Genomic DNA, 24,709 nt, shown 5'->3' on the forward strand with positions numbered 1-24,709 from the left:
CCGATCGCCCAAAATGAATCACTCTCTGAAACAAAGAAACGTCTTCCTGAATTACAATCCGAGAGAGATCTATCAGATATCTCATTTAGCACGCCTTATTACTCTGAGAGTATTGACGCTCCAACCATTCTGATTGTCGATGATAACATTGACAGTTTAAAAATTTTAAACGATATGCTTGAAGGTGTGCCCTACAATGTGATTGCTGCGAAGAACGGAAAGGAAGCATTAGAAATCATCTCTTGCACGAAGCTTGATTTGGTTATTTTGGACTTGATGATGCCGGATATGACTGGTTTCGAAGTCTGTATGAAAATTCGCGAACGATTCAGCATGGTTGATCTTCCGGTTCTGATCATTACAGCTGCCATTATCGGCCATGACAAATACAAGGCTTTTCATGCCGGAGCGAATGACATTTTGCAAAAACCTTATCATTACTCTGAATTTATGGCGCGTATTCAAAATCTGATCATGATGAAACATACAGCAAATCAAGCCACAAGAATGGAAATGGCATTTCTCCAGTCGCAAATCAAGCCTCATTTTCTTTATAATGTATTAAACACAATTATTTCTCTCACTCATTTGGATATTGAAAAGGCCCGGGAGGTAACAGAGGAATTTACCAACTATTTAAGAATGAGTTTTGACTTTCAAAATACATCAGCCATCAGTTCCTTCAGACATGAGCTTTCGATTATCAATTCCTATCTTTCTATAGAAAAGACGCGATTCGGTAATCGGCTTGAGGTTCTTTTCGATATAGATGAAGATATTGACTTTATCCTTCCGCCTTTAATGATTCAGCCCTTGGTGGAAAATGCCGTTCTTCACGGTGTCAGCAAGAAAAGAGGCGGAGGATGGATCAAACTGACAGCTAAAAAACAATGCAAAAATGAGTATCACATCAAAGTAGAGGATAACGGTGCCGGGATGACTCCGGAAAAACAAAAAGACCTCTTATCAACGGATTTTGATCGCAGCGTCGGATTGAAAAATATCAATCAGCGGCTGAAACATTTTTGCGGCAGCGAGTTGATGATCAGCAGCACTCCGGATGCAGGCACCTCTGTCTCAATGCTCATTCATCTCGCTGAAACAACGGAAAGCCCCGCGGGACTGAAGGACATAGAACGAACTTAAACGAAAATTGAGATAAAAAAAGACGCCGTTTCTAACGGCATCTTTTTTATTCCGGCGACTTTGCTTGCTGCTTCAGCAGGTCTCTGATTTCTTTCAGCAGCTCCTCCTGCGCATCCACCGCTTCCTCCGCAGCCTCTTCTTCTGCTGCTTCTTTTTTGCGCCTTAACCCATTCAAAGTCCGAATGACGATAAAAATGGAGAACGATATAATTAAGAAGTTCACAATCGTCTGTATAAAGCTGCCATACTTCACTACAGCATCGCCAAACGTAAACGACAGGCCTGAAAAGTCAAGCCCTCCCAGCAGCAAACCGACCAAAGGCATAATGATATCATTTACTAGAGATGTGACGATCTTTCCGAAAGCGCCGCCTATCACAACACCAATCGCAAGGTCTACGATATTCCCCCGCATGGCAAAGGCTTTAAATTCATTCCACATACAATCACCTGCTTTTCTATATTTGTAAAGAAAAAAAGACAAATGTGCCGCTGGCCATCTGCCTTTTTTCAATTATTCTCCGAGGGCAAAAGTCAGTTCTACTTCGCAAACGACTTCGCCATCAACTGTGGCAACGCCTTTTCCGCGCCCGATTGTGCCGCGGGCACGAATGATTTCAACCTCAAGGTGAAGCTGGTCACCAGGCTTGACTTGTTTTTTAAAGCGGCAGTTATCAATTCCTGCAAAAAAAGCCAGTCTGCCGCGGTTTTCTTCTTTAATCAACATCGCAACAGCTCCGACTTGAGCGAGTGCTTCTACGATTAATACGCCGGGCATAACCGGGTACTGAGGAAAATGTCCGTTAAAGAACTCTTCATTAGCGGTTACATTTTTATAGCCTTTTGCCCGTTTGCCCTCTTCAACTTCCGTAATCCGATCCACAAGTAAAAACGGATAACGGTGAGGAATAATTTCTTTAATTTGCTGAGTATCAAGCATTGTCTTGACATCTCCTTCATCTGCATTAGTATGTATAGCAATCATCAAAGATCCAATCTGTACATTTGAAAAGTATATTATGAATTAATCTCTTTTTCAACCGCGCTAAAATGTAACCAACTGTCAATGAGAGCCGTCAAAAGTTATGATATGATAATTATAGATTTTACCAATAGCAAAGAGGTAGGAAAATGATTTCGAAGTTTATTGAAAAAAGAATGCTAAACATGTTAGACGAGTGGTATTCCGCAATGAGCAAACGCAAAATGAATCACGTTTGCACACTGAAAGAGAAAATTGATCAGCACCTTCCGAAGATCAAAAAGAACACAAAACTTTGGATGCGTTATCAATTGTTTCAGGCCCGCCATCAGCTGCTTTTTGAAAACCAGAACGGACTCGATTCATTGTTCGATGACCTATATGGCCTGGAAGACAAAATGGATGATGAATTGAAATATTATCTGTATTTTTTCTCTGGGTTATATGAGATGGTAAAAACAGCTCCGAAACATGCAGTACATCATTTTAAAAAAGCTGAACAGTACCTGGCCGCCATTCAAAATACGTTTGAAGCCGCTGATTTATATTATCAAACCGCCGGCGCCTATTACTTGATGAAATCACCGCCGCTTTCCATCCAATACGTCAAAAAAGCATTACACATCTATTTGCACCAATTCGGCTATATCAAAAAGGTAATCACCTGTAAGCTTTTGCTCGCCGTGAATTATATTGATCAAGAACGCTATGAAAAAGCTGAACAGCTTTTCAAAGAAATCATTAAGAAAACCCAGCAACTACATGACGAAAACCTGCTATGCCACGCTTATTATAACCTTGGCTTTTTAAAAGCGACCGAGAAAAAAGACCAGGAAGCGCTTCTTTACTTTAGAAAAGTATTAAAGAATCAAGAATTTGAAATGAATTCACCAGTCTCATATCTTCATTGTGTGTACGAGTCTGTCAGAGCGCTTTTTAAAACAGGAAACATCACAGAAGCTAAAGCCGTCCTTCAAAAAGGAAAAGAATTATCTGAAAAGGTAGACATTCAAACCATTTATTTAAAATTAAAAACGCTTGAAGCCCTCTACACATCAGCCGAAGACCCCTATGAGCAGCTGCTCGAATATGTGCTTGAATTAGAAAAAATCGAGGCGTGGGTGGATTTAGAAGTGCTGTTAGAAGATATTACGGAATACTACAAAAAAAAGGACGATTTCGAAAAAGCCGCTTTTTTTATCATGCGCGGCTGATTGAAAAACGCCCATTTTCTTATTATCTGACTGAATTGATTAAACCGAGCATTTGATCTCCCATTGTGATCGTTCTGCTGTTCAGCTGATATGAACGCTGGGACGTGATCAAATCTGTCATTTGTTCTGAAATATCGACATTGGACATCTCAAGTGAGCCCTGCTGCATGCCGATGTTTTGTCTATTAGCGCCGTTCAGCTCTTCAAAAGCTGCCGCATTATCAATAGAGAAAAGGTTATTCCCTTCGGATTTCAGCTCTTGAGGGTTATTCACTTGGACAACGCCAAGATTAAACCGCTGAACCGCGTTTCCGTCAGATGCGGTTAAGGTGCCGTTCTTATTGATGGTGATATTCTTCATTGAGCTGTTGATGTTCACTGTATTGCCGTTCTCATCAAGTACGGGATACCCATTTCCAGTGACGAGTTGCAGCTGGTTGGCATTCGCAGCGGACGGCGTTACATACAGCGCCCCGTCCCTCGTATACTGGCGGTTTCCATTTACATTTACCTGAAGATATTGGTATGGAGACGTAAATGCGATGTCCAGATCGCGATCCGTCTTCTGAATGCTCCCTTGATCAGAGACAAGGCGTGAATTCATCATCGCCCCGACGCCAAGGCGCAAGCCGGGCGGCGTTTTTCGGGCTTTTGCCACTTCCTCGTTTTTTTCATCAACCTGATCGAATTGCTGTCTGACAAGCTCAGAAAAATTCGTATCTTTTGCCTTATAGCCGGTTGTGTTGCTGTTTGAAAGGTTGCTGCTGATTGTGTCAATCTGCTGCTGCAGCTGGTTTAAGGTTGTTGATGCCGTTAGCATTGACCTGAGCATAGTTGATGTCCCCCGTTTTTTCTTCCGTTATCTTAAATTTTCCCAATTTCATTTGCTGCTTTATCCATACTTTTATCGTAAGCCTGAATAACCTTCTGATTCGCCTCAAACGATCTGTACGCTTCAGTCATTTCTGTATAGGCGCTTGTCACATCCACGTTTGAAAGCTCTGAGACGCCTTGTTTTAATGAATAGGATACCTGATTATTTCCGGCTGCGCTTGGCAGATCATTACCGTCCGCCGTGCTGTACAAATCATTTCCGTCCCGTTTGAGATTGCGGACATCTTCCGCCATTCTGACATCAATCTGGCCGGCTGTGCGTCCGTTCGTTGTCACAGTACCGTTTTCAGACACAGTGAAATTCTCATTATCAACAGTGATTGGCTGGCGATCCGTCGATAAAATAGGGCGTCCGTTGATCGTCAGCTGATTGTTCTCATTTAGTGAAAATGTGCTGCTTTTTGAATAACGGATTCCATCCGCTGTTTGAACCGGATAAAAAAGAGCAGCTTTTTCATTGGTTTCCGCATTCATCGGAACTTGATTTTCGATCAATGCAATGTCTGTAGGCTGGTCTGTGGACTTCAGGCTTCCCTGTGTAAAGAGAGGCTTGAGCTCCTGCATATATACTCCGGTATTCACGGAACCTATTTCCGTCCTTGATGTCCCGGCCGGAGATTTTGATTCTATTCTGCTGAGCAGCATCTCAGGGAACGCGCGCATAGAGCCTTGATCAGCTTTATATCCTGATGTATTTGCGTTAGCAATATTATTTGAAAGCATTTCCGTTCTTCGCTGCTGGGCAATCATTGCGGATGTTGCTGTATATAATCCTTTTAACAAATTTCCCACCTCTAAAAATGGCATTTTTTCCAGTTGTCATATAGGAACGTTCGTTCTATAATAAAAACTCAGTATTTTATCCTATTATCGTCATTTAACATCTTTTCGTGAAGGCTTTTTCATAAAAAAACCTCATTCTTTTTCAGAATGAGGTTTGTGAAATCAGCTTAGTTTGCGTTTAGGAAGCTTGTCCATATTATCAAGCATGACACCTGTGCCGATGGCTACGCAATCCATAGGATTTTCAGCAACGAGGACCGGTACCTTAAGCTCTTCGGCAAGCAGCTGGTCAAGGCCGTTTAAGAGTGCGCCTCCGCCGGTAATAATAACGCCGCGGTCAATAATATCAGCAGAAAGTTCAGGCGGTGTTCTTTCGAGCACTTGTTTCGCAGCCTGAACAATAACAGCGACAGACTCACGAAGGGCTTCTTCAACTTCTTTACTGTTGACTGTAATTGTTCTTGGAAGACCGGAAACCATATCCCGTCCGCGAATGGAAATTTCCTCGTGACGTGCGTCTGGGAAAACAGTTGCGACTTTAATCTTAATATCCTCCGCAGTACGTTCGCCGATCAGCAGCTTGTACTCGCGTTTGATATAATTTAAGATTTCCATATCAAACTTGTCCCCAGCCATTTTAATAGAAGAGGAGGTGACAATATCGCCCATTGAAATAACCGCGATATCCGTCGTCCCGCCTCCGATGTCTACAACCATGTTACCGCTTGGCTGGAATATTTCCATACCCGCGCCGATAGCGGCAACTTTAGGTTCTTCTTCAAGGTACACATGTTTCCCGCCGCTTTTTTCTGCAGCTTCTTTAATTGCTTTTTGCTCAACGGATGTAATATTCGTCGGGCAGCAAATGAGCATGCGCGGCTTTGAGAACAGGCCTTTTACATTCAGCTTGTTAATAAAATGTTTCAGCATTGCTTCTGTTACTTCAAAGTCAGCAATAACTCCGTCTTTCAGCGGGCGAATCGCAACAATATTCCCAGGTGTACGTCCAACCATTCGTCTTGCCTCTTCGCCAACCGCCAGCACTTTGCCGCTGTTTTTATCAAGTGCAACAACGGAAGGTTCATTCAGAACAATTCCTTTACCTTTAACATGGATCAGTACATTTGCAGTACCGAGGTCAATACCAATATCCCTTGCAAACATCTATTTATATCCTCCTTGAAAATCTGTTTCACAGTAAATATCCACATTGTGCCCTAATTATATATATTATCATAAAATATAGAAAAAAAGTTGGAAGCACAATAAGTTCTTTACAAATTTTTGCGGATGTTTTATGAACGATTTCAAGAAGGCAATGCCAGGTGATTACGATTGCTGAACAGGCTCTCCTTCGAGAATTTCATCTTTTTTATATTTGAGCTTTGTCGCTTCTCCTCCTCTTAAATGCCTGATGGATTTATGATAATCGAGTATTTCTTTCACTTCGTTTGCCAAGTCGGGGTTAATTTCAGGCAGACGCTCTGTTAAATCCTTGTGTACTGTACTTTTGGAAACACCAAATTCCTTCGCAATGACACGAACGGTTTTCTTTGTCTCCACGATGTACTTCCCTATCTTGATTGTTCGCTCTTTGATGTAATCGTGCACACCACTCGACCTCCCTAAAATGGATGTGAGAAGTGTGAAATGAGATCCGTATTCTGTAAAGAGTCGTTCATTATGCCGCTTCTTCGTTGTATGGTTTTAAAAGTAAGTTTGTGAAATATGCCCACGATCCCTCACCTCAAACACTCTCTTTGTTAGGTTTGTAACAGTGTATTAGCATTCTTTTGGGAATATGCTAAAAACTCAATAAGGACAAGGGGTGAAACGAACTTTTTCAGATTCAGCAAACTATTTCGCGTCACTAAATTTTCATCTTTACAACTATTGATCGCTCCTGTAAAATGAAATAAGCAATTAGTTACTTAGGTAAGTTTTTTAGAAGGAGACCGACATGTCCTACGTCAACAGACACCTCATTCATCAAATCAACCAAAGCGCCCGCCTGATTGCCAAGAAAGCCAATGAACAGCTAGAGCCATTCGGCCTTTATTCATCTCAATGGTCAGTTTTATATTGTTTGCGTACGATCGGACCAATGACTCAAAAAGAGATTTGGTCCTATTTAAATGTGGAAGCGCCGACTGTGACTCGGACGATCAAACGCCTGGAGGAGAACGGCTGGGTTCAGAGACGGCAAGGTGAAGACAAACGGGAAAAACTTGTTGTCCTCACAAAAGAAGCCGAGAAAAAATACGAAGAAATCAATGTGAAAATGCTGAAATTCGAGGAAGAGCTGCTTGCAGATTTCCGAGATGAAGATAAAGAAGCTTTTTCTCATTTATTCCGCATGTTTTTACAACAATGAAAATAAGGAAGTGACATACATTTGAAAAAAGCGGATGCGATATGGACCAAGGATTTTATTATGGTTCTGCTTGTCAATTTATTTGTGTTTGTGTTCTTTTATACATTTTTAACTGTATTGCCGATTTATACACTGCAAGAGCTTGGCGGCACAGAATCACAAGGCGGGCTTTTAATCAGCCTGTTCCTTCTGTCTGCGATCATTACACGGCCTTTCTCCGGAGCCATCGTTGAGCGTTTCGGGAAGAAAAGAATGGCGATTGTATCAATGGCGCTCTTCGCCCTATCATCTTTTCTGTATATGCCGATTCATAACTTTTCCCTGCTGCTCGGATTGCGGTTCTTCCAAGGGATTTGGTTCAGCATTTTAACGACTGTTACAGGTGCAATTGCCGCTGATATTATTCCAGCCAAACGGCGCGGTGAAGGGCTTGGATACTTTGCCATGTCTATGAACCTCGCTATGGCGATCGGGCCTTTCCTTGGTCTGAATTTGATGAGAGTGGTAAGCTTTCCTGTATTCTTTACAGCCTTTGCGCTGTTTATGGTTGCGGGCTTACTTGTTTCGTTCTTGATAAAAGTGCCGCAAAGTAAGGACAGCGGCACGACTGTATTCCGTTTTGCGTTCTCGGATATGTTTGAAAAGGGCGCACTCAAAATTGCGACGGTCGGTTTGTTTATTTCTTTCTGTTATTCAACTGTCACATCATATCTGTCTGTATTCGCCAAATCAGTTGACCTTTCGGATATCAGCGGATATTTCTTTGTTTGCTTTGCGGTGACAATGATGATTGCACGCCCGTTCACAGGGAAATTGTTCGACAAAGTCGGACCGGGCATTGTCATTTACCCATCAATCCTGATTTTCTCTGTTGGACTCTGCATGCTGTCCTTCACACATAGCGGCTTAATGCTTCTGCTTTCAGGGGCGGTTATCGGTCTTGGCTACGGATCAATCGTTCCTTGCATGCAAACATTGGCGATTCAAAAATCTCCGGCTCACCGCTCCGGTTTTGCAACGGCAACGTTCTTTACCTTCTTTGACAGCGGAATTGCTGTAGGATCGTATGTATTCGGATTGTTTGTAGCATCTGCCGGCTTCTCTGCCATTTATTTAACAGCGGGGCTGTTCGTTTTAATTGCCCTGCTTCTCTACACGTGGAGCCAGAAAAAACCTGCAGAGGCTGAAGGAAAAGTGTCTATTGCAGAATAAATTTCAGGCTGCCGGGAAATCCCGGCAGTCTTTTTTACATATAAAAAACGGCGTCCCTCTCGGTTGAACGAGAGAACGCCGCTTATGGCATATTATTCAATGACTTTCCGCGCAGGTGAATCAGGATCTAACGAAAAATCATAGGACGCTTCATCACGAAACATCGGATCGGCATAAATGGATTGCTGATCGTTTTTTGTTGCTTTTCGATACGAAGAAAATGAATCATATTCTTTCTTTTTCCACATCCATATGCCGTCTTGATCCGCTTCCTTGTGGTACACGTTATGATTGACCGTATTTCCTTCATTTTCTGTAAAATCGTTTCCGATAAATAATCTGGAATCACCGGCCGTCAATATATTCTTTTCAATTGTGTTGTTTTTCGTATCGTACTGCAGCAGCAGCTGTCCGCCGTACAGTCCCTTTGTGTCATTCCGGTACATAATATTACGGGCAATCAGAGAATTGCTGGTGCCGCCCCGCTTTTTGTCATATCCTCCGATTGAAATACCGGTGTAAGCATTGTTGTACACTTTGTTGTCTGTGATCTGAATGGCATTTGCATACTTTCCTTTGTGTTCAGACGTTGCTTCAATCCCAATATCGTTATCGTAAACTGTGTTGTTCTTAATTTCGATATCGTGTCCTCCATCGACATAAATCCCGCCCGCTGAGTATTCATCTCCATAAGCAGGATTGCCGTAAGTCGAGTTTTGATAAACTGTATTGTTTTCTACGACTCCGTTTCGTACATAATCGTTTTTATCCGCGGTTCCCTCATAACCAATAAGATCGATCCCGATGTTGTTATTGTTGCGGACCAGATTGCCTGCAACAGTGAACCCGTCGATATTACCGTTTAGCACAACTGCTTCACTCGCTCCAAGCGTCAGATTCTCAACTGTATTGTCCTCGATTTGGATGTCTTTCATGCTGCCAGTCCCATAAACTGCGATTCCGTGAGCATTTCCTTCATCCGCTGTTGTCTTAATACCCCGGATGTGATTATCCTTAATGGCGATATGACTGCTGGACCCTGATACATAAATCCCTATAGCAGTTGCTTCCTCAGATGAAACAGAAAGATCTTGAATTGTTAAACCGCTGATGGCAATGTCATGTTTATCGTGAATACGAATAAGAGGTGTTTCATATTCAGCGTCCGTAAGGGATTCACCGCTAATCACGACGTTTTCATTTTCATAGTTTCGGAATGTGATAGGCTTTCCGTCCCTACCGCTGTGCTTTACATCAAGGATTTCATGATACGTGCCCTCCCGAATCATGACAGTTGTGCCGGCAGCAGCCTTCTCAGATGCGTGTGCCAATGTACGAAACGGTTTTTCTTTTGTTCCTTCATTTTGATCACTGCCATTTGGAGAAACATATAAGCAGTCTTCGCATCCTTCCTCATTTGCCTTTGTCTTATCAAAAACACAAGCGAGGATGCCCAACGTTACAATACCTGCCAAAAGGATAAAATACCATTTTCTCATTTTCGATTCCCATTTCGTTTTAGAATAGATTTCTAAAACCATTATAAATGCTCTATTTATGGAAAACCATTTCAAAAATATGAAAATATACCGGCAGATACCTTATTCAGCCTGGCGGACCTGCGCGTGTTCAACCGTTTCAATCGCCGACGATGCAGGCGGGTGAACACGCATCAGAACAATATAGAAAAGAAAGGAAATCAGCACACCTACAAACCAAGAAATATCGTATAAGCTCTTCAATACAGGAACATACATGCCAATCAGCGAAATCAGCGCTCCTAACATTGTGGCTGCAAACGCACGGTAATTGTAGCCCTTCCAATACACATACCGTCCTGTTTCGGAATACAGGTCTTCTACCGAGAGCTCACGTTTGCGAATGATAAAATAGTCGGCCATCATCACGCCTGCCACCGGTCCAAGCATGCCGCCTATTAAGCCAAGAAACGCATACACGCTTGTCGCGCTCTCCATCAGCTTCCATGGAACCGTAAATAAAGCGAGCAACGCTGTGATAAAGCTGCCACGTTTGAAATTGATATATTTCGGAAGGGCATTCGCTATATCATAAGCGGGCGATACGATGTTCGCCGCGACATTTACAGAGATCGTGGCGATGCAGAGCGTGATCACGGACAAGACGATGACATAAGGATTATCAAACCGCGCCAAAATATCGACAACATCCCAAATCGGCTCTCCGAACGCGACCTGCGAGCCGGAGGTCACCGTAATACTTGCGAAGGCGAACAGCGCAAATGTTCCCGGCAAACCGTAAAATTGCCCTTTGATTTGCTCTTTTTGTGTTTCAGCAAACCGTGTAAAATCAGGTATATTTAAGATCAATGTCGCCCAGATGCCGATGATGCCAGTAACTCCGGCAGCAAACGGCCAGAATGTTTCTGAAAACGTATGAAACTTTCCTGGTTGAGAGTATATCGGGCCCAATCCTCCGGCAATATCAACGGCCCACCATACCATGCCGCCAAATACCAGATACACTAAAGGCCCTGCCCACACCTCAAAACGTTTAATCGACTCCATGCCGTGATGCAATACGAGTAAATGAATGGCCCAAAAGAATACAAAGGAAAGCAAACCAGATAAGTGAATGCCGAGAATGTTCCACTCGCCGCCAATTTCTCCCCAGCCCGGCCACATATTCAAAAGCAAAATGTTCAATGCCGTGCTACCCGCAAAGGTCTGGATGCCAAGCCACATGATAGCTGTAAACGCCCTTAGAAGCGCAGGGATATTCGCACCGTATATCCCGTAAGAAGCCCGAATGATCACTGGAAACGGCAGCCCGTATTTTGTCCCCGCATGGCCGTTTAAGGAAAGAGCGCCAAATAGGATAAGCGATGCCGTAATAATGATCGCCAGCACCTGCCAAGGCGAAAGGCCGATCGCAATTAATCCTCCCACCGTCGCGTAGGTCGGTATGTTATGTATACATCCCATCCAAATGGAGGCAAAGTTCATTGCTTTCCACGTCCGTTTTTCCTGTCCCAAAGGCACCAGATCTTCATTGCTCAGCCTGTTGGATTGCTGCTGACTCTCTTTTAATTTCATAGCCGGCTCCCCTTTCCATATTGTCTATATGTCGTCACACGTTATGTTTTTTGACATTAGATGTCACTTAATATAACTGAAGAGTCTGACAATAACACTGGCTATGATATACAATTTTCCCATTTGTATTTGAACAGCTTAAACAAGAAAAAGAGACAGACCTCAGAGTCTGTCTCTTTCTCAAGTTGCAGCTTTCATTAATGCAGCAAATCTAACAGCCATTAACAGGCTTGCTCCGCCCGCTATGATCATAATGATTCCCATCATATCAAAATGGGCTGCCGTGATTTCTTTACCAAAAAGAACGCCAAGGATCACCGAAGACAAAATCGATCCTAGGTAACGGCAGGTTTGAAACAGGCCTGAAGTCGTTCCTACCATGTTGGAAGGACTCGTTTCCAGCATCGCTGCCTGAAGCGCGACATTGCCCAGTCCGTAGCCTATACCCAAGAGCGACAGAATGAGGCCTTTACCGATGGTCTGGACATTGATAAAAAAGATGGTTAAGAGCACGGCTCCAGCCGTCATCAAAAGCGCTCCCGCAAAGATCGGCTTGACGACACCAGATCGGTCGATCCATTTGCCAGTTAAAGGTGACACAACGATGCTCATTCCAGACATAAACAGCATAAACAGGCCGCTCGTTTGAACAGAAAGATGCATTTCATCCTGAAAGTAACTTGGCAGACCAAAAAATAAACAATAGAAGAAAACATTCAATAAAATAAACTGAACATACACGGCTGACAGGTTACGTTGTGTTTTAAACAGACGGACATCAATAAATGGCTTATCCGTTTTCAGCTCGCGCCAGACAAACGCACAGAGCAGAAGCAAGCCAAGCACACCTTCAACCGCATGCGGCGACGTGCTGAACGACAGCAAAAAGGATAGAAGGAAAATGATTCCTCCGGCAAATAAAACAATTCCAAGAATGTCGAGCTGCCGAATAATGGTTTTGATTCCTGCCCCTTTTTTCTGATCTTTCGGGAACATATACAGGCCCAATAAGAAGCTGAGGATAATAAACGGCAAATTAACGATAAAGATCGCCGGCCAGCCTCCCCATACAATCAAAAACCCGCCGACTGTCGGCCCCAGCGCCGTCATGGCGGACGCAAAAATAGAGAGTACAGCCAAGGCTGAAGCTTGGCGCTCATGAATATGATTCCGAATCAAGCCAACACCTGACGGATAAATCGCACTGCTTCCCACCGATTGAAACAGCCGCATGACCAATAATGTCATAAACGTCGGCGCAAACGGCGCTCCGATGGCAGAAATCGCAACAAGAATAAGCCCGAATAAAAACAAGCGTTTCCGCCCAATCAAATCACCGAGCTTTCCCGTTACGGGCTGCGCTACGGCACTCGCCAAGTAAAACGAGGAAATCAGCCAGGAAACCGTTGTAAACGAGAGGTGAAACTCATGCTGGATGCTATGGAGCGCAAGAGAGATCATAGACGAGTTCAGCGGATTCAGCATTGTTCCCGAAGCCACCGCTGTTAAAAAAACAGCCCGGCTTTTTTTCGATAACATCATTTCACTTGTTCCAGAAACTCTTCCGTTGTCCGCGATTTACCGATTCTCGGGAAAATAAAGCGCAGTGTGGCTTCATGCTCTTCATCACTAAATGTGGACATGGCATCTGTAATAAAAATCTGCTGATAACCAAGCTGAAATGCCTCCCGTGCTGTGCTTTCCACCCCGATATTCGTTGCGATGCCGCACAATACAATCGTATCAATGCCGCGGCGTCTCAGCTGCAAGTCTAAATCTGTGCCAAAAAAAGCACCCCATTGCCGTTTTGTCACAGTATAATCGCCATCCTGCACACCGATTTCCGGAACAAATTCGGCCCAGTCCGCCGGCATTTCCCCTGAACCTCTCTGCGCAGGCTCATCCGTTTGCGGCTTCAGGGCGTCCGCTCCATCATGAAAGGCTACATTTACAAAGCTGATGAACCCGTTATGTTTCCGAAATTCATCTACGAGCTTTTTCGCGTTCGGGACAACCTGGCCGCTTTGATCAATCGGCACAATTCCCTTTTGTAAATCAATGATAATCAATGCTGTTTTTTGAAAATCAATGTTGAGTGTATTCATCATACGTCTCCTCCTGATACTGTTAGTGTTTCTCACATTGCATATTTTACTCTTCACACTGCCTAGGTTCTTTTATGATGCTTGTGAAATTCTCAGAAGGAGCGTTTTCTCATGATTTTTCTTTTATGTAGTAGTAACAGGTTGTGCATACGAACAAACCGGCCAGCACTGTAATCATAAGGGGCGTCATCGCTTCATCACCTGCCTGCTGTCTATCGGTTCCTGCCTGAAAATGCCTATGAATTTGCGGCGGTCCATCCAAAGCAGGATGAGACACATAACCATTAATATCGTGCTAAGATCCTGCACGCCAATATCAAAACAATAGTTAATCAAGACGATGTTCACAATAATGGGCATAAAAATAACCGCCCCTAATGCAGCTGTTCGCGGAATCAGTAATAAAACAGCTGCCAGGATTTCACCAAAACCTATAAACAGTTCATAGACATGAGAATAACCGAAAAATGTCCACGCGATCGTAAACCCCTTCCCGGCAGCCGCCTCGATTTCAGGCGTCACCTCGCCAAACTGGCCAATCACCACTTTCGCCAGACCGTACACGAAAAAATTAAAGGCTAAAAACAATCGGAACGTCGCGGGAATCGACTTGCGTACCGCTTTCCTCAGCCTGCCGCCTTTATTCATCTTACATCCCCCTCAGTGTATCATTTGATGTAGTACACTTAATACAGTATAGAGTATTCTAATTAATGTCAATTCCCTTTTCCGCTCATATGAATAGCTTCTTTTATAGATATAAAGTCTTATATCGTAAAAAATGCCGTTCTCCTTTCTTTCTATCCCTCGATAACACTCCTTAAAAACCATGTTAGGAAATCTTACATGAAAATGTTTTATCATTCTTTTTTCTCTATAATGAAGAAATATAATAATTGCTTTTTATTCTGAAAGATACGGAGGAATGAGACATGCAAATGGGCGATACAGTTTTTATGTTCTTTTGCGCTTTACTCGTGTGGCTGATGACCCCGGGATTAGCGTTATTTTATGGAGGAATGGTAAAGAGCAAAAATGTGCTGAGCACTGCCATGCACAGTTTCTCTTCCATTGCCATCGTTTCCATCGTTTGGGTGCTGTTCGGATATACACTTGCCTTCGCACCAGGCAATTCAATCATCGGCGGACTGGAGTGGGCCGGCCTCAAAGGGGTCGGATTTGATCCGGGAGATTACAGCGATACCATCCCCCACTCGTTATTTATGATGTTCCAAATGACGTTTGCCGTTCTGACTACAGCGATTATTTCCGGGGCTTTCGCAGAGCGGATGCGATTCGGCGCTTTTCTTTTATTCTCGGTTTTATGGGCCTCTTTGGTTTACACACCCGTAGCGCACTGGGTATGGGGCGGCGGCTGGATCGGCCAGCTTGGAGCGCTCGATTTCGCTGGCGGCAATGTTGTTCATATTTCCTCCGGTGTGGCAGGACTTGTTCTTGCTATTGTGCTTGGCAAACGGAAAGACGGCACAGCGTCTTCTCCGCATAACCTCATTTACACCTTCTTAGGAGGAGCTTTGATTTGGTTCGGCTGGTTCGGTTTTAACGTCGGCAGCGCTTTGACCTTAGATGGTGTAGCCATGTACGCCTTCATCAACACAAACACCGCGGCTGCAGCCGGGATCGCCGGCTGGATCTTAGTAGAATGGATCATTAACAAAAAACCGACAATGCTCGGAGCGGTATCTGGAGCAATCGCCGGGCTTGTCGCCATTACGCCGGCTGCCGGATTTGTCACACCGTTCGCTTCCATTATTATTGGCATCATCGGCGGGGCAGTTTGTTTCTGGGGAGTATTCTCGCTTAAAAAGAAATTCGGATACGACGACGCGCTTGACGCCTTTGGCCTGCACGGGATCGGAGGCACATGGGGCGGAATCGCAACAGGATTATTCGCAACAACCTCTGTTAACTCAGCGGGCGCAGATGGGTTATTTTACGGTGATGCAAGCTTAATCTGGAAACAAATCGTCGCCATCGCCGCCACTTATGTTTTTGTATTTATTGTCACTTTCGTTATTATTAAAATTGTAAGCCTCTTCCTTCCCCTTCGCGCAACTGAAGAAGAAGAGTCACTTGGGCTTGACTTAACGATGCACGGGGAAAAAGCATATCAAGATTCTATGTGAGGAGTGACGCTATGAGCGGTCAAATGTTCAAGGTAGAAATTGTAACGCGTCCGGCAAATTTTGAAAAGCTGAAGCAGGAACTCGGAAAAATCGGAGTGACCTCTCTGACTTTCTCCAATGTACACGGCTGCGGCCTTCAAAAAGCACATACGGAGCTCTATCGAGGGGTAAAAATAGAAAGCAATGTATACGAGCGTTTAAAAATAGAAATTGTGGTCAGCAAGGTTCCTGTTGATCAAGTGACTGAGACCGCTAAAAGGGTGCTGAAAACGGGATCACCGGGTGACGGTAAAATATTTGTCTATGAAATCAGCAATACGATCAACATCCGCACAGGCGAAGAAGGACCTGAAGCACTTTAATATCGGTACGAGATTCGGACACTCCGGATCTCTTTTTTTGTGCACAGAATCCCCCCAGAAACCGCGATTCCTCTTCGAATTCTCTTCAAGCGCCGTTATTTCAGACAATCTCTATTTTTATTTGAAACTTTTCATGAGTAAGATTAGTCTACTAAATATAAAAATGTAAAAGGTGATTATTTGAACTACGAAATTTTTAAAGCAATCCATGGACTATCTCATCACAATTCAGTTCTCGATTCCATTATGGTCTTCATCACGGAATATGCCATTGTCGCCTATGCCCTTATCCTATTGGCAATCTGGCTGTTCGGGAACACACAAAGCAGAAAACATGTGCTATACGCAGGCATCACAGGAATTGCAGGCCTTGTGATCAACTATTTGATTACGCTTGTTTATTTCGAACCGCGCCCGTTCGTTGCGCATACAGTGCATACACTGATTCCGCATGCTGCGGATGCTTCATTTCCAAGTGACCACACGACAGGTGCATTAGCGATTTCTATTGCGATGCTTTTCAGAAACCGCAAAATCGGCTGGCCGCTTGTCATTTTTGGGCTTTTGACAGGCTTTTCGAGAATTTGGGTGGGACATCACTATCCGGTAGATGTATTGGGCAGCCTCGTTGTCGCCATCATTATCGGGTTCCTTTTCTTTAGATTTTCAGATCTGCTTCGCCCGTTCGTCGATTTGGTCGTGAGGATCTATGAAGCCATTATCAATAAACTGACGAAAAAACCAACCGATCAAAATTTCTAAGAAAGACAAAAGCCGGCGTCTTTAACCAAGACAGCCGGCTTTAATATTTCTCATACATCTCTTGTTTTCTTCGCTTCGCCAACACATATAAACCATAAAACAACCCAATTCCAACAGCATCGATGAGCACATCCCGGATACAACCATTCCTGCTGAAGAAGAGCTGAAGAACTTCTGTGAAAAAAGCAAACGCGAATGAGCCGGCTGCAGCTGATCTTATGCTGCCCCGCTGTTTCCACAGCAAATATGTCAGCACAAAGAAGGAAAACGCATGTCCGATTTTTTGAATAAACGCTTCAGGTACAGTAAGCTCAGTAAAATCCATAACTAAAAATTGAGACAGATCAGGGTGCGGCTGAAAATGAAAAGCCACCGTTTGCGATACGACCATGCCGCTGAAGCTTTCCGTACAGACAGAAAGCAGGATAAAAAAGATCCAGCCTGCTAGCAATAGGCGGTTCATGACATAACCTCCTTTATAGCGGACGTGCCTACATGTAACTACATAGACGGTAAAACAAAGCAAAAAGTAACAGAAAAAAACGCCCATCACAAGGATAGACGTTTTCTTCATTAAGACTGTTCAGTGTCTTCTGTTGTGCTGCTTTCTTTGGAACCAGATTTGTCAGTTGAATCATCCTTTTTCTCACCGGATTTTTCTTCTGTTCCTTTTTCAGTTGATCCGTCCTTTTTCTCGGAAGATTGCTGAATGGATTCTTCTGTTTCTTGGGTGGCAGCTTTTTCTTCAGCAGCTGCTGCTTTTTCAATAGAAGAAACTGGTTTGTCCATAAAGTTTAACGGATTCATTGCGACCCCATCTTTACGGATTTCAAAGTGCACGTGGTTTCCGCTGTCTTCACTGTAAAGGTTCTTGCCAGATTTTCCGATCACTTGATTTTGTTTTACTTTGTCACCTTGCTCAACGCTTACTTCGGAAAGAGATTGATACACAGTCGATAAACCGTCGGCATGTTCTACTTCCACAACATATCCCAGCACTGGATCTTTTTCAGCTTTAACAACCGTACCGCTCAGAGAAGCAGAGACATCGAAATCTTTTCCGTCTTTCTCAGCTAAGTCAATTCCTTTGCTTAGGCTGTACGTGTTATTATAGGTAACGAGTGCTGCTTCTTTCTCTTCTTTTGCGGCATCGGTTTCATAGAACTTTTTCACAACAGAAACGTTTTCAGAATCAACAACCGGCATTGCGACATTTTCCATTGACTTTCCTACTTCAACTGCATCGTCGTTGTTGTCATATGCGGCGTTTCCGCCGTTATCAGCCAACTGATCCTTTACCTCATCATTTGATACTGATTGATACCAAAGGACAGCTGTTAAAATGACGGCCGCACTGACTAAGTAAATTGCAGGGAACACCCAGCGTTTACGAAAAAACTGCTGAAGTTTTTTGACTTGAGAAGTTTTCTTTTCTTCCTCTCTCATTGTTTCATCACCTCAGCAACATTCTGAACACTTTTCTGAAAATATATACACCTATCCAAAAAACTTTTTTAGATGTAGTTTGCGCAGACTGTTACGAAAATATGTCATTTTTTTTTGAGAGGAGTGCCAAAAACGTATGAACATGACATTGCGCCTTGCTGAAAATAAAGATCTGGAGGCTGTTGTTGCGATTTATAATTCAACGATTGCTTCTCGAATGGTAACAGCCGATACCGAACCGGTAACTCCTGAAGACCGGATGGAATGGTTTTTAGGACATACAGAGGCACGTCCGCTCTATGTGGCCGAGGACGAAAATGGAAACGTCGCTGCCTGGATCAGCTTTGAAACATTTTATGGAAGGCCAGCCTATAATAAAACAGCGGAGGTCAGCATATACATTGACGAAGCATGCCGCGGCAAAGGTGTTGGATCATATTTGCTTCAAGAAGCGCTCCGCATTGCCCCGAATCTTGGCATCCGCTCACTTATGGCCTTCATTTTCGGGCATAATAAACCAAGCCTGAAGCTGTTTGAAAAGCACGGGTTTGCAGAATGGGGACTATTCCCCGGCATCGCCGAAATGGACGGGAAAAGATACGATTTAAAAATTTTAGGGAGAGAGCTTTCATGATTAGTCTGGATAAAGATGAAAACGAAATTGAAAATCATAATGAAGAAAATAGCCTCGTTGAAGAGGAGACTGCACCTGTTGAGGAGACCCGCCAGCTGAGTGCCTCTGCTGTCAAGTCGCTATCCGACATTGCCAAGTGGGGCAAAATTTCTGGCATCTTGTTAATCATTATGGGATCGCTTGTCACTCTGACCGCCTTGATGACAGTGATTGGCGCCATCCCGGGCGTACTGCTCATTATATCAGGCGTATTTTTGATGCGCTCAGCAAAAGCAGCCGCGGAAGCCGAAGGAAATCTAGCCGGCAGCGCTGGCGAAAGCATGCTTGAAAATTACGGGACATTTATAAAAATGCAGCTGTTTTATGCAGCATCCAGTATCGTTACTGTCCTGATCGGGATTATTGTAGCCATTTTCGTGCTGGTGGTAATCGGCATTGCTGCTTTTGAGAACACGCCTTCGTATGATGATCCGGATTCTTATTATTATGAGGATGATCCGGTGTTTGAATAATGATGAAACAGGACAGGGCATGAGTTCCGGATCAAACGGAACCATGCCTTTTTTATTTGTCTATTTTCCGTAAAATTATCAGTCAAAGCAGGCTGGCATAAACACCAAGTCTTGAAGCAAGCATACAATCTATTAAAATGACTCGGTCTTTCAACTCGAAAGCGGCATCAGCAGGTTTGTCTCAATAAACATAAAGGAGTGGGACATTTGGAAAATAACAGCCCTTCGGAAAAAGTAAAAGTGATAGCTGAAATCGCAAACGCCCATCAAGGAAAAGAGGAGAACCTCAGAGCACTCATCAAGGCTGCAGCTGAAAGCGGAGCAGATGGTGTGAAATTTCAGTGGTTCAAATATGACTGTATTGCAACACCTTGTTTTTTTGCTTATGAGTCGTATATCGAGCTGTTTTTGAATGAAGACGTATGGAAAAATTGTGTCGCATATGGAAAAAGCCTTGGATTAGAAATATGGGTGGATATTTTCGATTTATGGGGAGCAGAGCTTTTTTCGCACCTTCAGCGTGACATTGACGGCATTAAGCTTCCAACAACCATCCTTCAATCCACGGAGATCATGAAAACGATAGGTATGACTGAGAAGCCTGTGCTCATCGGAGTTGGGGGATGGTATGAAGAAGAGATTGATCAGTTGATGCCGCTTGTAAAACAACATATGGACAATCAGCTCATACTCATGCACGGATTCCAAGGATATCCCACAACATTAGAGGATATTAACCTAAAACGGGTTCAACATCTAAAGGAAAGATACAAGGTTCAAATTGGATTTGCGGATCACATTGACGCAGAGCATCCGCTTGCAGCCGACCTTCCTGTCTATGCGTTTTTCTCAGGGGCCTCTGTTATTGAAAAACATATAACCCTAAACCGGGCAGCTAAAGGGTTTGATTATTATTCTTCACTAGAGCCAAACGAATTCAAACTAATGACAGAAAAGCTTAAGCAGGCCCAAATTGCAGCGGGGTCAACTGAAGTAAATGAATCTGAAAGAAAGTATTTGCACGATTCCTCTTTACGTGTGACTGCTAACCGGGATATAAAAAAAGGAGAAATTATAACGCTGGAAAAAACAAGTTACAAAAGATGCGGAAATGAAAATGCACTGATGCCTTTACAAGCCGAAGACGCTTTCCCTCAAGTCGCAACTGCTGATTTATCGTTAAACCAGCCTGTTACACCCAACGATATTAAAAAACCAAGAATTACGATTGCGGTAATATGCCGGCTAAAATCGACCCGTTTGCCAAAAAAAGCGTTGCTCCCGATTTATGGAATTCCATCTGTCGAGCGCTGTTTAATCAATTGTCTGGCTGTCCCTTCTGTTGACGAAGTTGTGTTGGCAACGTCAAATCTTCCTGATGACGATCCGCTTGAAGCTTTCACTCTAAATGGAAAGGTCAGAATCGTAAGGGGTTCCCCCGAAAATGTGGCAGAAAGAATGCTTGAAGCCGCGGCGTTAACAAAAGCCGATATCATTATCCGGGTGACCGGCGATTGCCCAGCGGTTTCACCTGAAGTGCTTCAATATTTAATTGAACAGCACTTGCAAAAAGGAGCAGATTATACTCAGGAACTTTCAAGTTCAGCAGGAATTTCCGGGAATATTATTACTGTTGAAGCTCTTCAGCGGCTTGTACAGCAGCCAAAACCGTTAACCCATACAGAATATCTTTCTTTTTATTTTGTAAACAATCCTTCCCTATTCACCATCAATCAAGTCAGCTTGCCGAAAGAACTCCATTATCCATCTTGGCGATTAACCCTAGATGAACCTAAAGACTTAGAATTGTTTGAACAAATATATCAAAACCTGGATGTCAAAAACGAACCGCTCTATTTCAGCCGGATAAGAGATTATTTAACAGAAAACCGGCACATTTCAAAGATCAATCAAGATGTGTCGACTAAATGGATCGATCAGGCATCATTAGTAGAGGAAATCAACAAAGCAACGCTGTTACCTTGAAATAAATAACAACTCGTGTCCGTATCCCAAGTCATACAAAAAAACACACCCGGATCGTCTGAAAAATCTCAACAATCCGGGTGCAGATCTTCTTTAATACATTTTTTTGCGTCTGTCTTCCTCAGTCAAAAATTCAACAAAACTCCGCATCGCAAAAGGCTCTTCCTTTATTTGTCGTGCGTAGGAGCTTTTCCGCTCTTCTGAAAGGATTTCGCTCTTTTTGATCCTGTTCAGCATATAGATGTGAACCGTTTTTTGGATTTGTTTATGCTGATAGCCTGCCTCTTTAAAAAATGCGAGCCCGAGCGCCGCCAAAAGGGCGAATATGCCTGCGCTGATCAGGGACTCCCTGTCAGCTGAAGCATGAAATAGAAAAGCAGCTAAATTAAAGAGAGAGAATGCAGCAAGCGGAATAGCAAGAAAACGGTAAATGACGGTTTTTTTCATGAAAGGCTGTACGGCCTTTTGAATTTTTTGCATTTCTGTTTTGATGAACCCCGGCATTTGTTCGACTCTGTAAAAGTTCATATAATCCTCCCCCTTTATTTGATGTTTCAAGCTTCACGAACGTTATCATATGTGTTTATTTTAACGCAGGTGCAAGCTGGTTTTAAAGAAATCTGCCCGTATTTTTCACGAAGAATCTGGATCGCCGCTCTTTATTCTTTTAAAATGTGAGTGTTATAATTTGTAATGGGAATCAGATCACTGTTATTCATGGAATACTAATGGCAATCTTCTTGATAAATATGAATGAGCGGGGTTACAAAGTGAGTATTTCTTCCATCCTTTTATCACTTTTTTTCATTTTAAATATTCTTTTGGCCATCATTGTCATCTTCAAAGAACGGCGCGATGCCAGTGCATCTTGGGCGTGGCTGCTTGTTCTTTTCTTTATTCCCGTTTTAGGCTTTATTTTATACTTATTATTCGGCCATAATCTCAGACGCAAGCATTTGTTTCAATGGGAAGACCGGAAAAAGATTGGAATTGAAAGGCTGCTGAAGCATCAGCTTGAAGATTTAGAAACCAAGCAATTTCAGTTTAACAACCGGGCAACCTTTGATAACAAAGATTTAATTTATATGCTGATTATGAATAACCATGCTGTGTTTACAGAGGATAATTCAGTTGACGTCATTACAGATGGACGGGATAAATTTCAGCGGCTGCTGAGTGACATTTCAAAGGCTAAGGATCATATCCATTTACAGTATTATATTTATAAAGGCGATGAATTAGGCAAAAAATTGCGCGACGCTCTCATCCAAAAGGCGAAAGAAGGTGTTCAGGTCAGAGTGCTTTATGATGAACTCGGGTCCAGAACGCTGAGAAAAAAGTTTTTTAAAGAGCTTCGCGAGGCTGGCGGGCATGTGGAGGTCTTTTTCCCGTCAAAGCTCAGGCCGATTAACCTGCGGCTGAATTACCGGAACCATCGAAAGCTTGTGATCATAGACGGTATGACCGGTTATGTCGGAGGTTTTAACGTCGGAGATGAGTATCTAGGGCTTAATCCGAAATTCGGTTATTGGCGGGATACGCATATCCGGCTGCAAGGAACGGCCGTGCACGCCATCCAAACACGGTTCATCCTTGACTGGAACCAAGCTTCTCATCACCATACGCTGACATATATTCCAAATCACTTTCCTGATTACGGCCCAAAAGGCAACGTCGGGATGCAGATTGTCACAAGCGGCCCTGATTCGGAATGGGAACAAATTAAAAATGGCTACATCAAAATGATTTCAAACGCCAAGCGTTCCATTTTGATACAAACACCTTATTTTATCCCAGATGCAAGCCTGCTGGATGCTTTAAGGATCGCTTGCCTTTCGGGCATTGACGTTAACATTATGATTCCGAACAAGCCCGATCACGCCTTTGTATACTGGGCGACACTTTCGTATATCGGCGATCTGCTGAAAGCCGGAGCCACTGTCTATATTTACGATAACGGCTTTATTCACGCGAAAACCATCGTGGTGGATGACGAAATCGCTTCAGTCGGCACAGCGAACATTGATGTCCGAAGCTTCAGGCTGAATTTTGAGGTTAATGCATTTATTTACGATATCACCATTGCTAAAAAACTGGTTTCAACTTTTAAAGAAGATTTGCTAGTATCCAGAAAATTCACCTATGAGGAGTATCTGCAGCGCCCGTTGTGGATTCGAATAAAAGAATCCGTCTCGCGGCTGTTGTCGCCGATCTTATAAGATGCGCCAAAAACCCCCGGCCTTTACGGCCGGGGGTTTTCCTGATGGTCACAGTAAATGATGATTGCCTCCCGCAAAAAAGCGGCAAGACCTTCTCCATATTGATTGATTGAATCGGTAAATCGCTCGTCAGTGATATACACTTCCCCGAGTCCTCTGAAAATGTCGAGTGTGCAATCGTAATGATATTGGCAAATATGATCGCGAAATGCCCCCACTGCGGCCTGAACCTCTGCATCATCGGGCCCATGCTTCATTCGCGCCGCAATTCGTCTGTAAATCGAATCAAATTCAGCCATGATCGTTCGCCAATCATCTGCCGAGTATGCAGATGTCCTTTTCTCTGTTTCTTCTGCGATTTCCTTTCCATACAGCTTTCTGACTTCATCAGCGTATGTCTGCTGGTGCTCTTCAATGTCTTTCATGCTTAATCCGGCAAATAAATCCCTCTTATTCATCGTTTCCCCTCCATCAACGGACAAAAGCGTCCTGTCAATTGTTTGAATCATCTCATCCATTCTTTGTTTTTTCTTCATCAATATCTCCTTTTGCGACTGAAGTGCCGCTTTCCGGTCAAAATTCGGATGATCCAGCATCTCTTTAATTTCATCCAAACGAAACCCGATTTCCTTGAAAAATAAAATCTGTTGCAGTCTTTCCAGGTCTGCGTCACTGTACAAACGATACCCAGCATCAGTAAGCGCTGAAGGATTCAGAAGCTCAATATTGTCATAGTGATGAAGCGTCCGAATGCTAACACCTGATATCTCCGCCACTTGTTTAACTTGATATTTCATACATAACACCTCCTCTTTTTTATCGTAAACAATCACGCAACGTTAGGGTCAATCCCCAAA

Annotated in this window: 27 protein-coding genes; 11 read left to right on the top strand and 16 right to left on the bottom strand. The window is 43.4% G+C overall.

The window, feature by feature from the left end; translation table 11 throughout:
• Positions 1-174: 174 nt before the first annotated feature.
• Entirely contained in the window at positions 175-1,146 is a 972-nt protein-coding gene (locus NYE49_RS18650; protein WP_236822454.1) for a histidine kinase, read from the top strand.
• A gap of 46 nt (positions 1,147-1,192) precedes the next feature.
• Here NYE49_RS18650 and mscL read toward each other — a convergent pair whose 3' ends face one another.
• Both mscL and fabZ read right to left on the bottom strand, forming a co-directional pair.
• Complete coding sequence (mscL, locus tag NYE49_RS18655; protein WP_021445844.1) at positions 1,193-1,588, bottom strand: large conductance mechanosensitive channel protein MscL; 396 nt, start codon at positions 1,586-1,588, stop codon at positions 1,193-1,195.
• Between the two features lie 72 nt (positions 1,589-1,660).
• The gene (gene fabZ, locus NYE49_RS18660) at positions 1,661-2,086 is read right to left on the bottom strand and encodes a 3-hydroxyacyl-ACP dehydratase FabZ (protein ID WP_003221796.1); all 426 of its coding nucleotides are present in this window, start codon (positions 2,084-2,086) and stop codon (positions 1,661-1,663) included.
• Positions 2,087-2,277: 191 nt separating this feature from the next.
• On the opposite strand from fabZ, the gene rapD reads away from it, so the two are divergent.
• Positions 2,278-3,342, top strand: coding sequence for an aspartate phosphatase RapD (gene rapD, locus NYE49_RS18665; protein ID WP_014478211.1), 1,065 nt, complete (start codon positions 2,278-2,280; stop codon positions 3,340-3,342).
• Between the two features lie 22 nt (positions 3,343-3,364).
• Here the strand turns inward: rapD and flhP are convergent, their stop codons facing one another.
• The 5 genes from flhP to NYE49_RS18690 all read right to left on the bottom strand — a co-directional run bounded on the left by flhP (position 3,365) and on the right by NYE49_RS18690 (position 6,755).
• Complete coding sequence (flhP, locus tag NYE49_RS18670; RefSeq protein ID WP_047183322.1) at positions 3,365-4,174, bottom strand: flagellar hook-basal body complex protein FlhP; 810 nt, start codon at positions 4,172-4,174, stop codon at positions 3,365-3,367.
• Between the two features lie 32 nt (positions 4,175-4,206).
• Positions 4,207-5,019 carry a flagellar hook-basal body complex protein FlhO gene (gene flhO / locus NYE49_RS18675; protein ID WP_015251036.1) on the bottom strand — a complete coding sequence of 271 codons (813 nt, stop codon included), beginning with the start codon at positions 5,017-5,019 and terminating at the stop codon, positions 4,207-4,209.
• Between the two features lie 162 nt (positions 5,020-5,181).
• On the bottom strand, positions 5,182-6,183 hold the full coding sequence (gene mbl, locus NYE49_RS18680; protein ID WP_003227776.1) for a cell shape-determining protein Mbl: 1,002 nt from the start codon (positions 6,181-6,183) through the stop codon (positions 5,182-5,184).
• 165 nt (positions 6,184-6,348) lie between these two features.
• Positions 6,349-6,630 (bottom strand): sporulation transcriptional regulator SpoIIID, encoded by a 282-nt coding sequence (gene spoIIID, locus NYE49_RS18685; protein WP_003221804.1) that lies wholly within the window; start codon positions 6,628-6,630, stop codon positions 6,349-6,351.
• A 14-nt stretch (positions 6,631-6,644) separates the two neighbouring features.
• Positions 6,645-6,755 carry a protein usd gene (locus tag NYE49_RS18690; RefSeq protein ID WP_010886628.1) on the bottom strand — a complete coding sequence of 37 codons (111 nt, stop codon included), beginning with the start codon at positions 6,753-6,755 and terminating at the stop codon, positions 6,645-6,647.
• 224 nt (positions 6,756-6,979) lie between these two features.
• Here NYE49_RS18690 and NYE49_RS18695 point away from each other — a divergent pair, with 224 nt between their 5' ends.
• Both NYE49_RS18695 and NYE49_RS18700 read left to right on the top strand, forming a co-directional pair.
• Positions 6,980-7,393 carry a MarR family transcriptional regulator gene (locus NYE49_RS18695; protein ID WP_003227771.1) on the top strand — a complete coding sequence of 138 codons (414 nt, stop codon included), beginning with the start codon at positions 6,980-6,982 and terminating at the stop codon, positions 7,391-7,393.
• A gap of 21 nt (positions 7,394-7,414) precedes the next feature.
• On the top strand, positions 7,415-8,605 hold the full coding sequence (locus NYE49_RS18700; RefSeq protein ID WP_003227769.1) for an MFS transporter: 1,191 nt from the start codon (positions 7,415-7,417) through the stop codon (positions 8,603-8,605).
• Between the two features lie 92 nt (positions 8,606-8,697).
• On the opposite strand, the gene NYE49_RS18705 is transcribed toward NYE49_RS18700, so the two are convergent.
• The 5 genes from NYE49_RS18705 to NYE49_RS18725 form a co-directional block, all read right to left on the bottom strand.
• Positions 8,698-10,104: a right-handed parallel beta-helix repeat-containing protein gene (locus tag NYE49_RS18705; protein ID WP_047183592.1), complete on the bottom strand. Its 1,407-nt coding sequence runs from the start codon at positions 10,102-10,104 to the stop codon at positions 8,698-8,700.
• A 102-nt stretch (positions 10,105-10,206) separates the two neighbouring features.
• Positions 10,207-11,679, bottom strand: coding sequence for an allantoin permease (pucI, locus tag NYE49_RS18710; RefSeq protein WP_047183323.1), 1,473 nt, complete (start codon positions 11,677-11,679; stop codon positions 10,207-10,209).
• A gap of 180 nt (positions 11,680-11,859) precedes the next feature.
• The gene (locus NYE49_RS18715; RefSeq protein ID WP_047183593.1) at positions 11,860-13,218 is read right to left on the bottom strand and encodes an MFS transporter; all 1,359 of its coding nucleotides are present in this window, start codon (positions 13,216-13,218) and stop codon (positions 11,860-11,862) included.
• Positions 13,218-13,787: an isochorismatase family protein gene (locus tag NYE49_RS18720; protein WP_174616662.1), complete on the bottom strand. Its 570-nt coding sequence runs from the start codon at positions 13,785-13,787 to the stop codon at positions 13,218-13,220. Before NYE49_RS18720 ends, NYE49_RS18715 begins: the two co-directional genes overlap by 1 nt.
• 183 nt (positions 13,788-13,970) lie before the next feature.
• Entirely contained in the window at positions 13,971-14,432 is a 462-nt protein-coding gene (locus NYE49_RS18725; RefSeq protein WP_046160942.1) for a hypothetical protein, read from the bottom strand.
• A 284-nt stretch (positions 14,433-14,716) separates the two neighbouring features.
• Here NYE49_RS18725 and amtB point away from each other — a divergent pair, with 284 nt between their 5' ends.
• The 3 genes from amtB to bcrC all read left to right on the top strand — a co-directional run bounded on the left by amtB (position 14,717) and on the right by bcrC (position 17,055).
• Positions 14,717-15,931, top strand: coding sequence for an ammonium transporter AmtB (amtB, locus tag NYE49_RS18730; protein ID WP_003227757.1), 1,215 nt, complete (start codon positions 14,717-14,719; stop codon positions 15,929-15,931).
• 11 nt (positions 15,932-15,942) lie between these two features.
• Positions 15,943-16,293, top strand: coding sequence for a P-II family nitrogen regulator (locus tag NYE49_RS18735; RefSeq protein WP_003221829.1), 351 nt, complete (start codon positions 15,943-15,945; stop codon positions 16,291-16,293).
• A 180-nt stretch (positions 16,294-16,473) separates the two neighbouring features.
• Complete coding sequence (gene bcrC / locus NYE49_RS18740; RefSeq protein ID WP_003243362.1) at positions 16,474-17,055, top strand: undecaprenyl-diphosphate phosphatase BcrC; 582 nt, start codon at positions 16,474-16,476, stop codon at positions 17,053-17,055.
• Positions 17,056-17,095: 40 nt separating this feature from the next.
• Here bcrC and NYE49_RS18745 read toward each other — a convergent pair whose 3' ends face one another.
• Both NYE49_RS18745 and spoIIQ read right to left on the bottom strand, forming a co-directional pair.
• A complete protein-coding gene (locus NYE49_RS18745; protein WP_003227753.1) occupies positions 17,096-17,518 on the bottom strand; it encodes a VanZ family protein in 423 nt (140 codons plus the stop codon).
• Between the two features lie 110 nt (positions 17,519-17,628).
• A complete protein-coding gene (gene spoIIQ, locus NYE49_RS18750) occupies positions 17,629-18,501 on the bottom strand; it encodes a stage II sporulation protein spoIIQ (RefSeq protein WP_047183325.1) in 873 nt (290 codons plus the stop codon).
• 142 nt (positions 18,502-18,643) lie between these two features.
• On the opposite strand from spoIIQ, the gene NYE49_RS18755 reads away from it, so the two are divergent.
• The 3 genes from NYE49_RS18755 to NYE49_RS18765 all read left to right on the top strand — a co-directional run bounded on the left by NYE49_RS18755 (position 18,644) and on the right by NYE49_RS18765 (position 21,633).
• Complete coding sequence (locus NYE49_RS18755) at positions 18,644-19,135, top strand: GNAT family N-acetyltransferase (RefSeq protein WP_080030753.1); 492 nt, start codon at positions 18,644-18,646, stop codon at positions 19,133-19,135.
• The gene (locus NYE49_RS18760; RefSeq protein ID WP_047183326.1) at positions 19,132-19,647 is read left to right on the top strand and encodes a DUF5362 family protein; all 516 of its coding nucleotides are present in this window, start codon (positions 19,132-19,134) and stop codon (positions 19,645-19,647) included. The genes NYE49_RS18755 and NYE49_RS18760 overlap by 4 nt, the downstream gene beginning before the upstream one ends.
• Before the next feature lie 207 nt (positions 19,648-19,854).
• Positions 19,855-21,633, top strand: a complete 1,779-nt coding sequence (locus tag NYE49_RS18765; protein WP_080344235.1) for an N-acetylneuraminate synthase family protein — start codon at positions 19,855-19,857, stop codon at positions 21,631-21,633.
• Between the two features lie 93 nt (positions 21,634-21,726).
• On the opposite strand, the gene NYE49_RS18770 is transcribed toward NYE49_RS18765, so the two are convergent.
• Entirely contained in the window at positions 21,727-22,161 is a 435-nt protein-coding gene (locus NYE49_RS18770; RefSeq protein WP_003244359.1) for a DUF5392 family protein, read from the bottom strand.
• A gap of 242 nt (positions 22,162-22,403) precedes the next feature.
• Here NYE49_RS18770 and cls point away from each other — a divergent pair, with 242 nt between their 5' ends.
• Positions 22,404-23,852 carry a cardiolipin synthase gene (cls, locus tag NYE49_RS18775; protein ID WP_003243311.1) on the top strand — a complete coding sequence of 483 codons (1,449 nt, stop codon included), beginning with the start codon at positions 22,404-22,406 and terminating at the stop codon, positions 23,850-23,852.
• Between the two features lie 23 nt (positions 23,853-23,875).
• On the opposite strand, the gene mta is transcribed toward cls, so the two are convergent.
• Positions 23,876-24,649 (bottom strand): transcriptional activator Mta, encoded by a 774-nt coding sequence (gene mta, locus NYE49_RS18780; RefSeq protein WP_015483809.1) that lies wholly within the window; start codon positions 24,647-24,649, stop codon positions 23,876-23,878.
• Positions 24,650-24,709: the final 60 nt, after the last annotated feature.

This window comes from Bacillus sp. FSL L8-0358, assembly GCF_038593095.1.
Lineage (GTDB): Bacteria > Bacillota > Bacilli > Bacillales > Bacillaceae > Bacillus > Bacillus subtilis.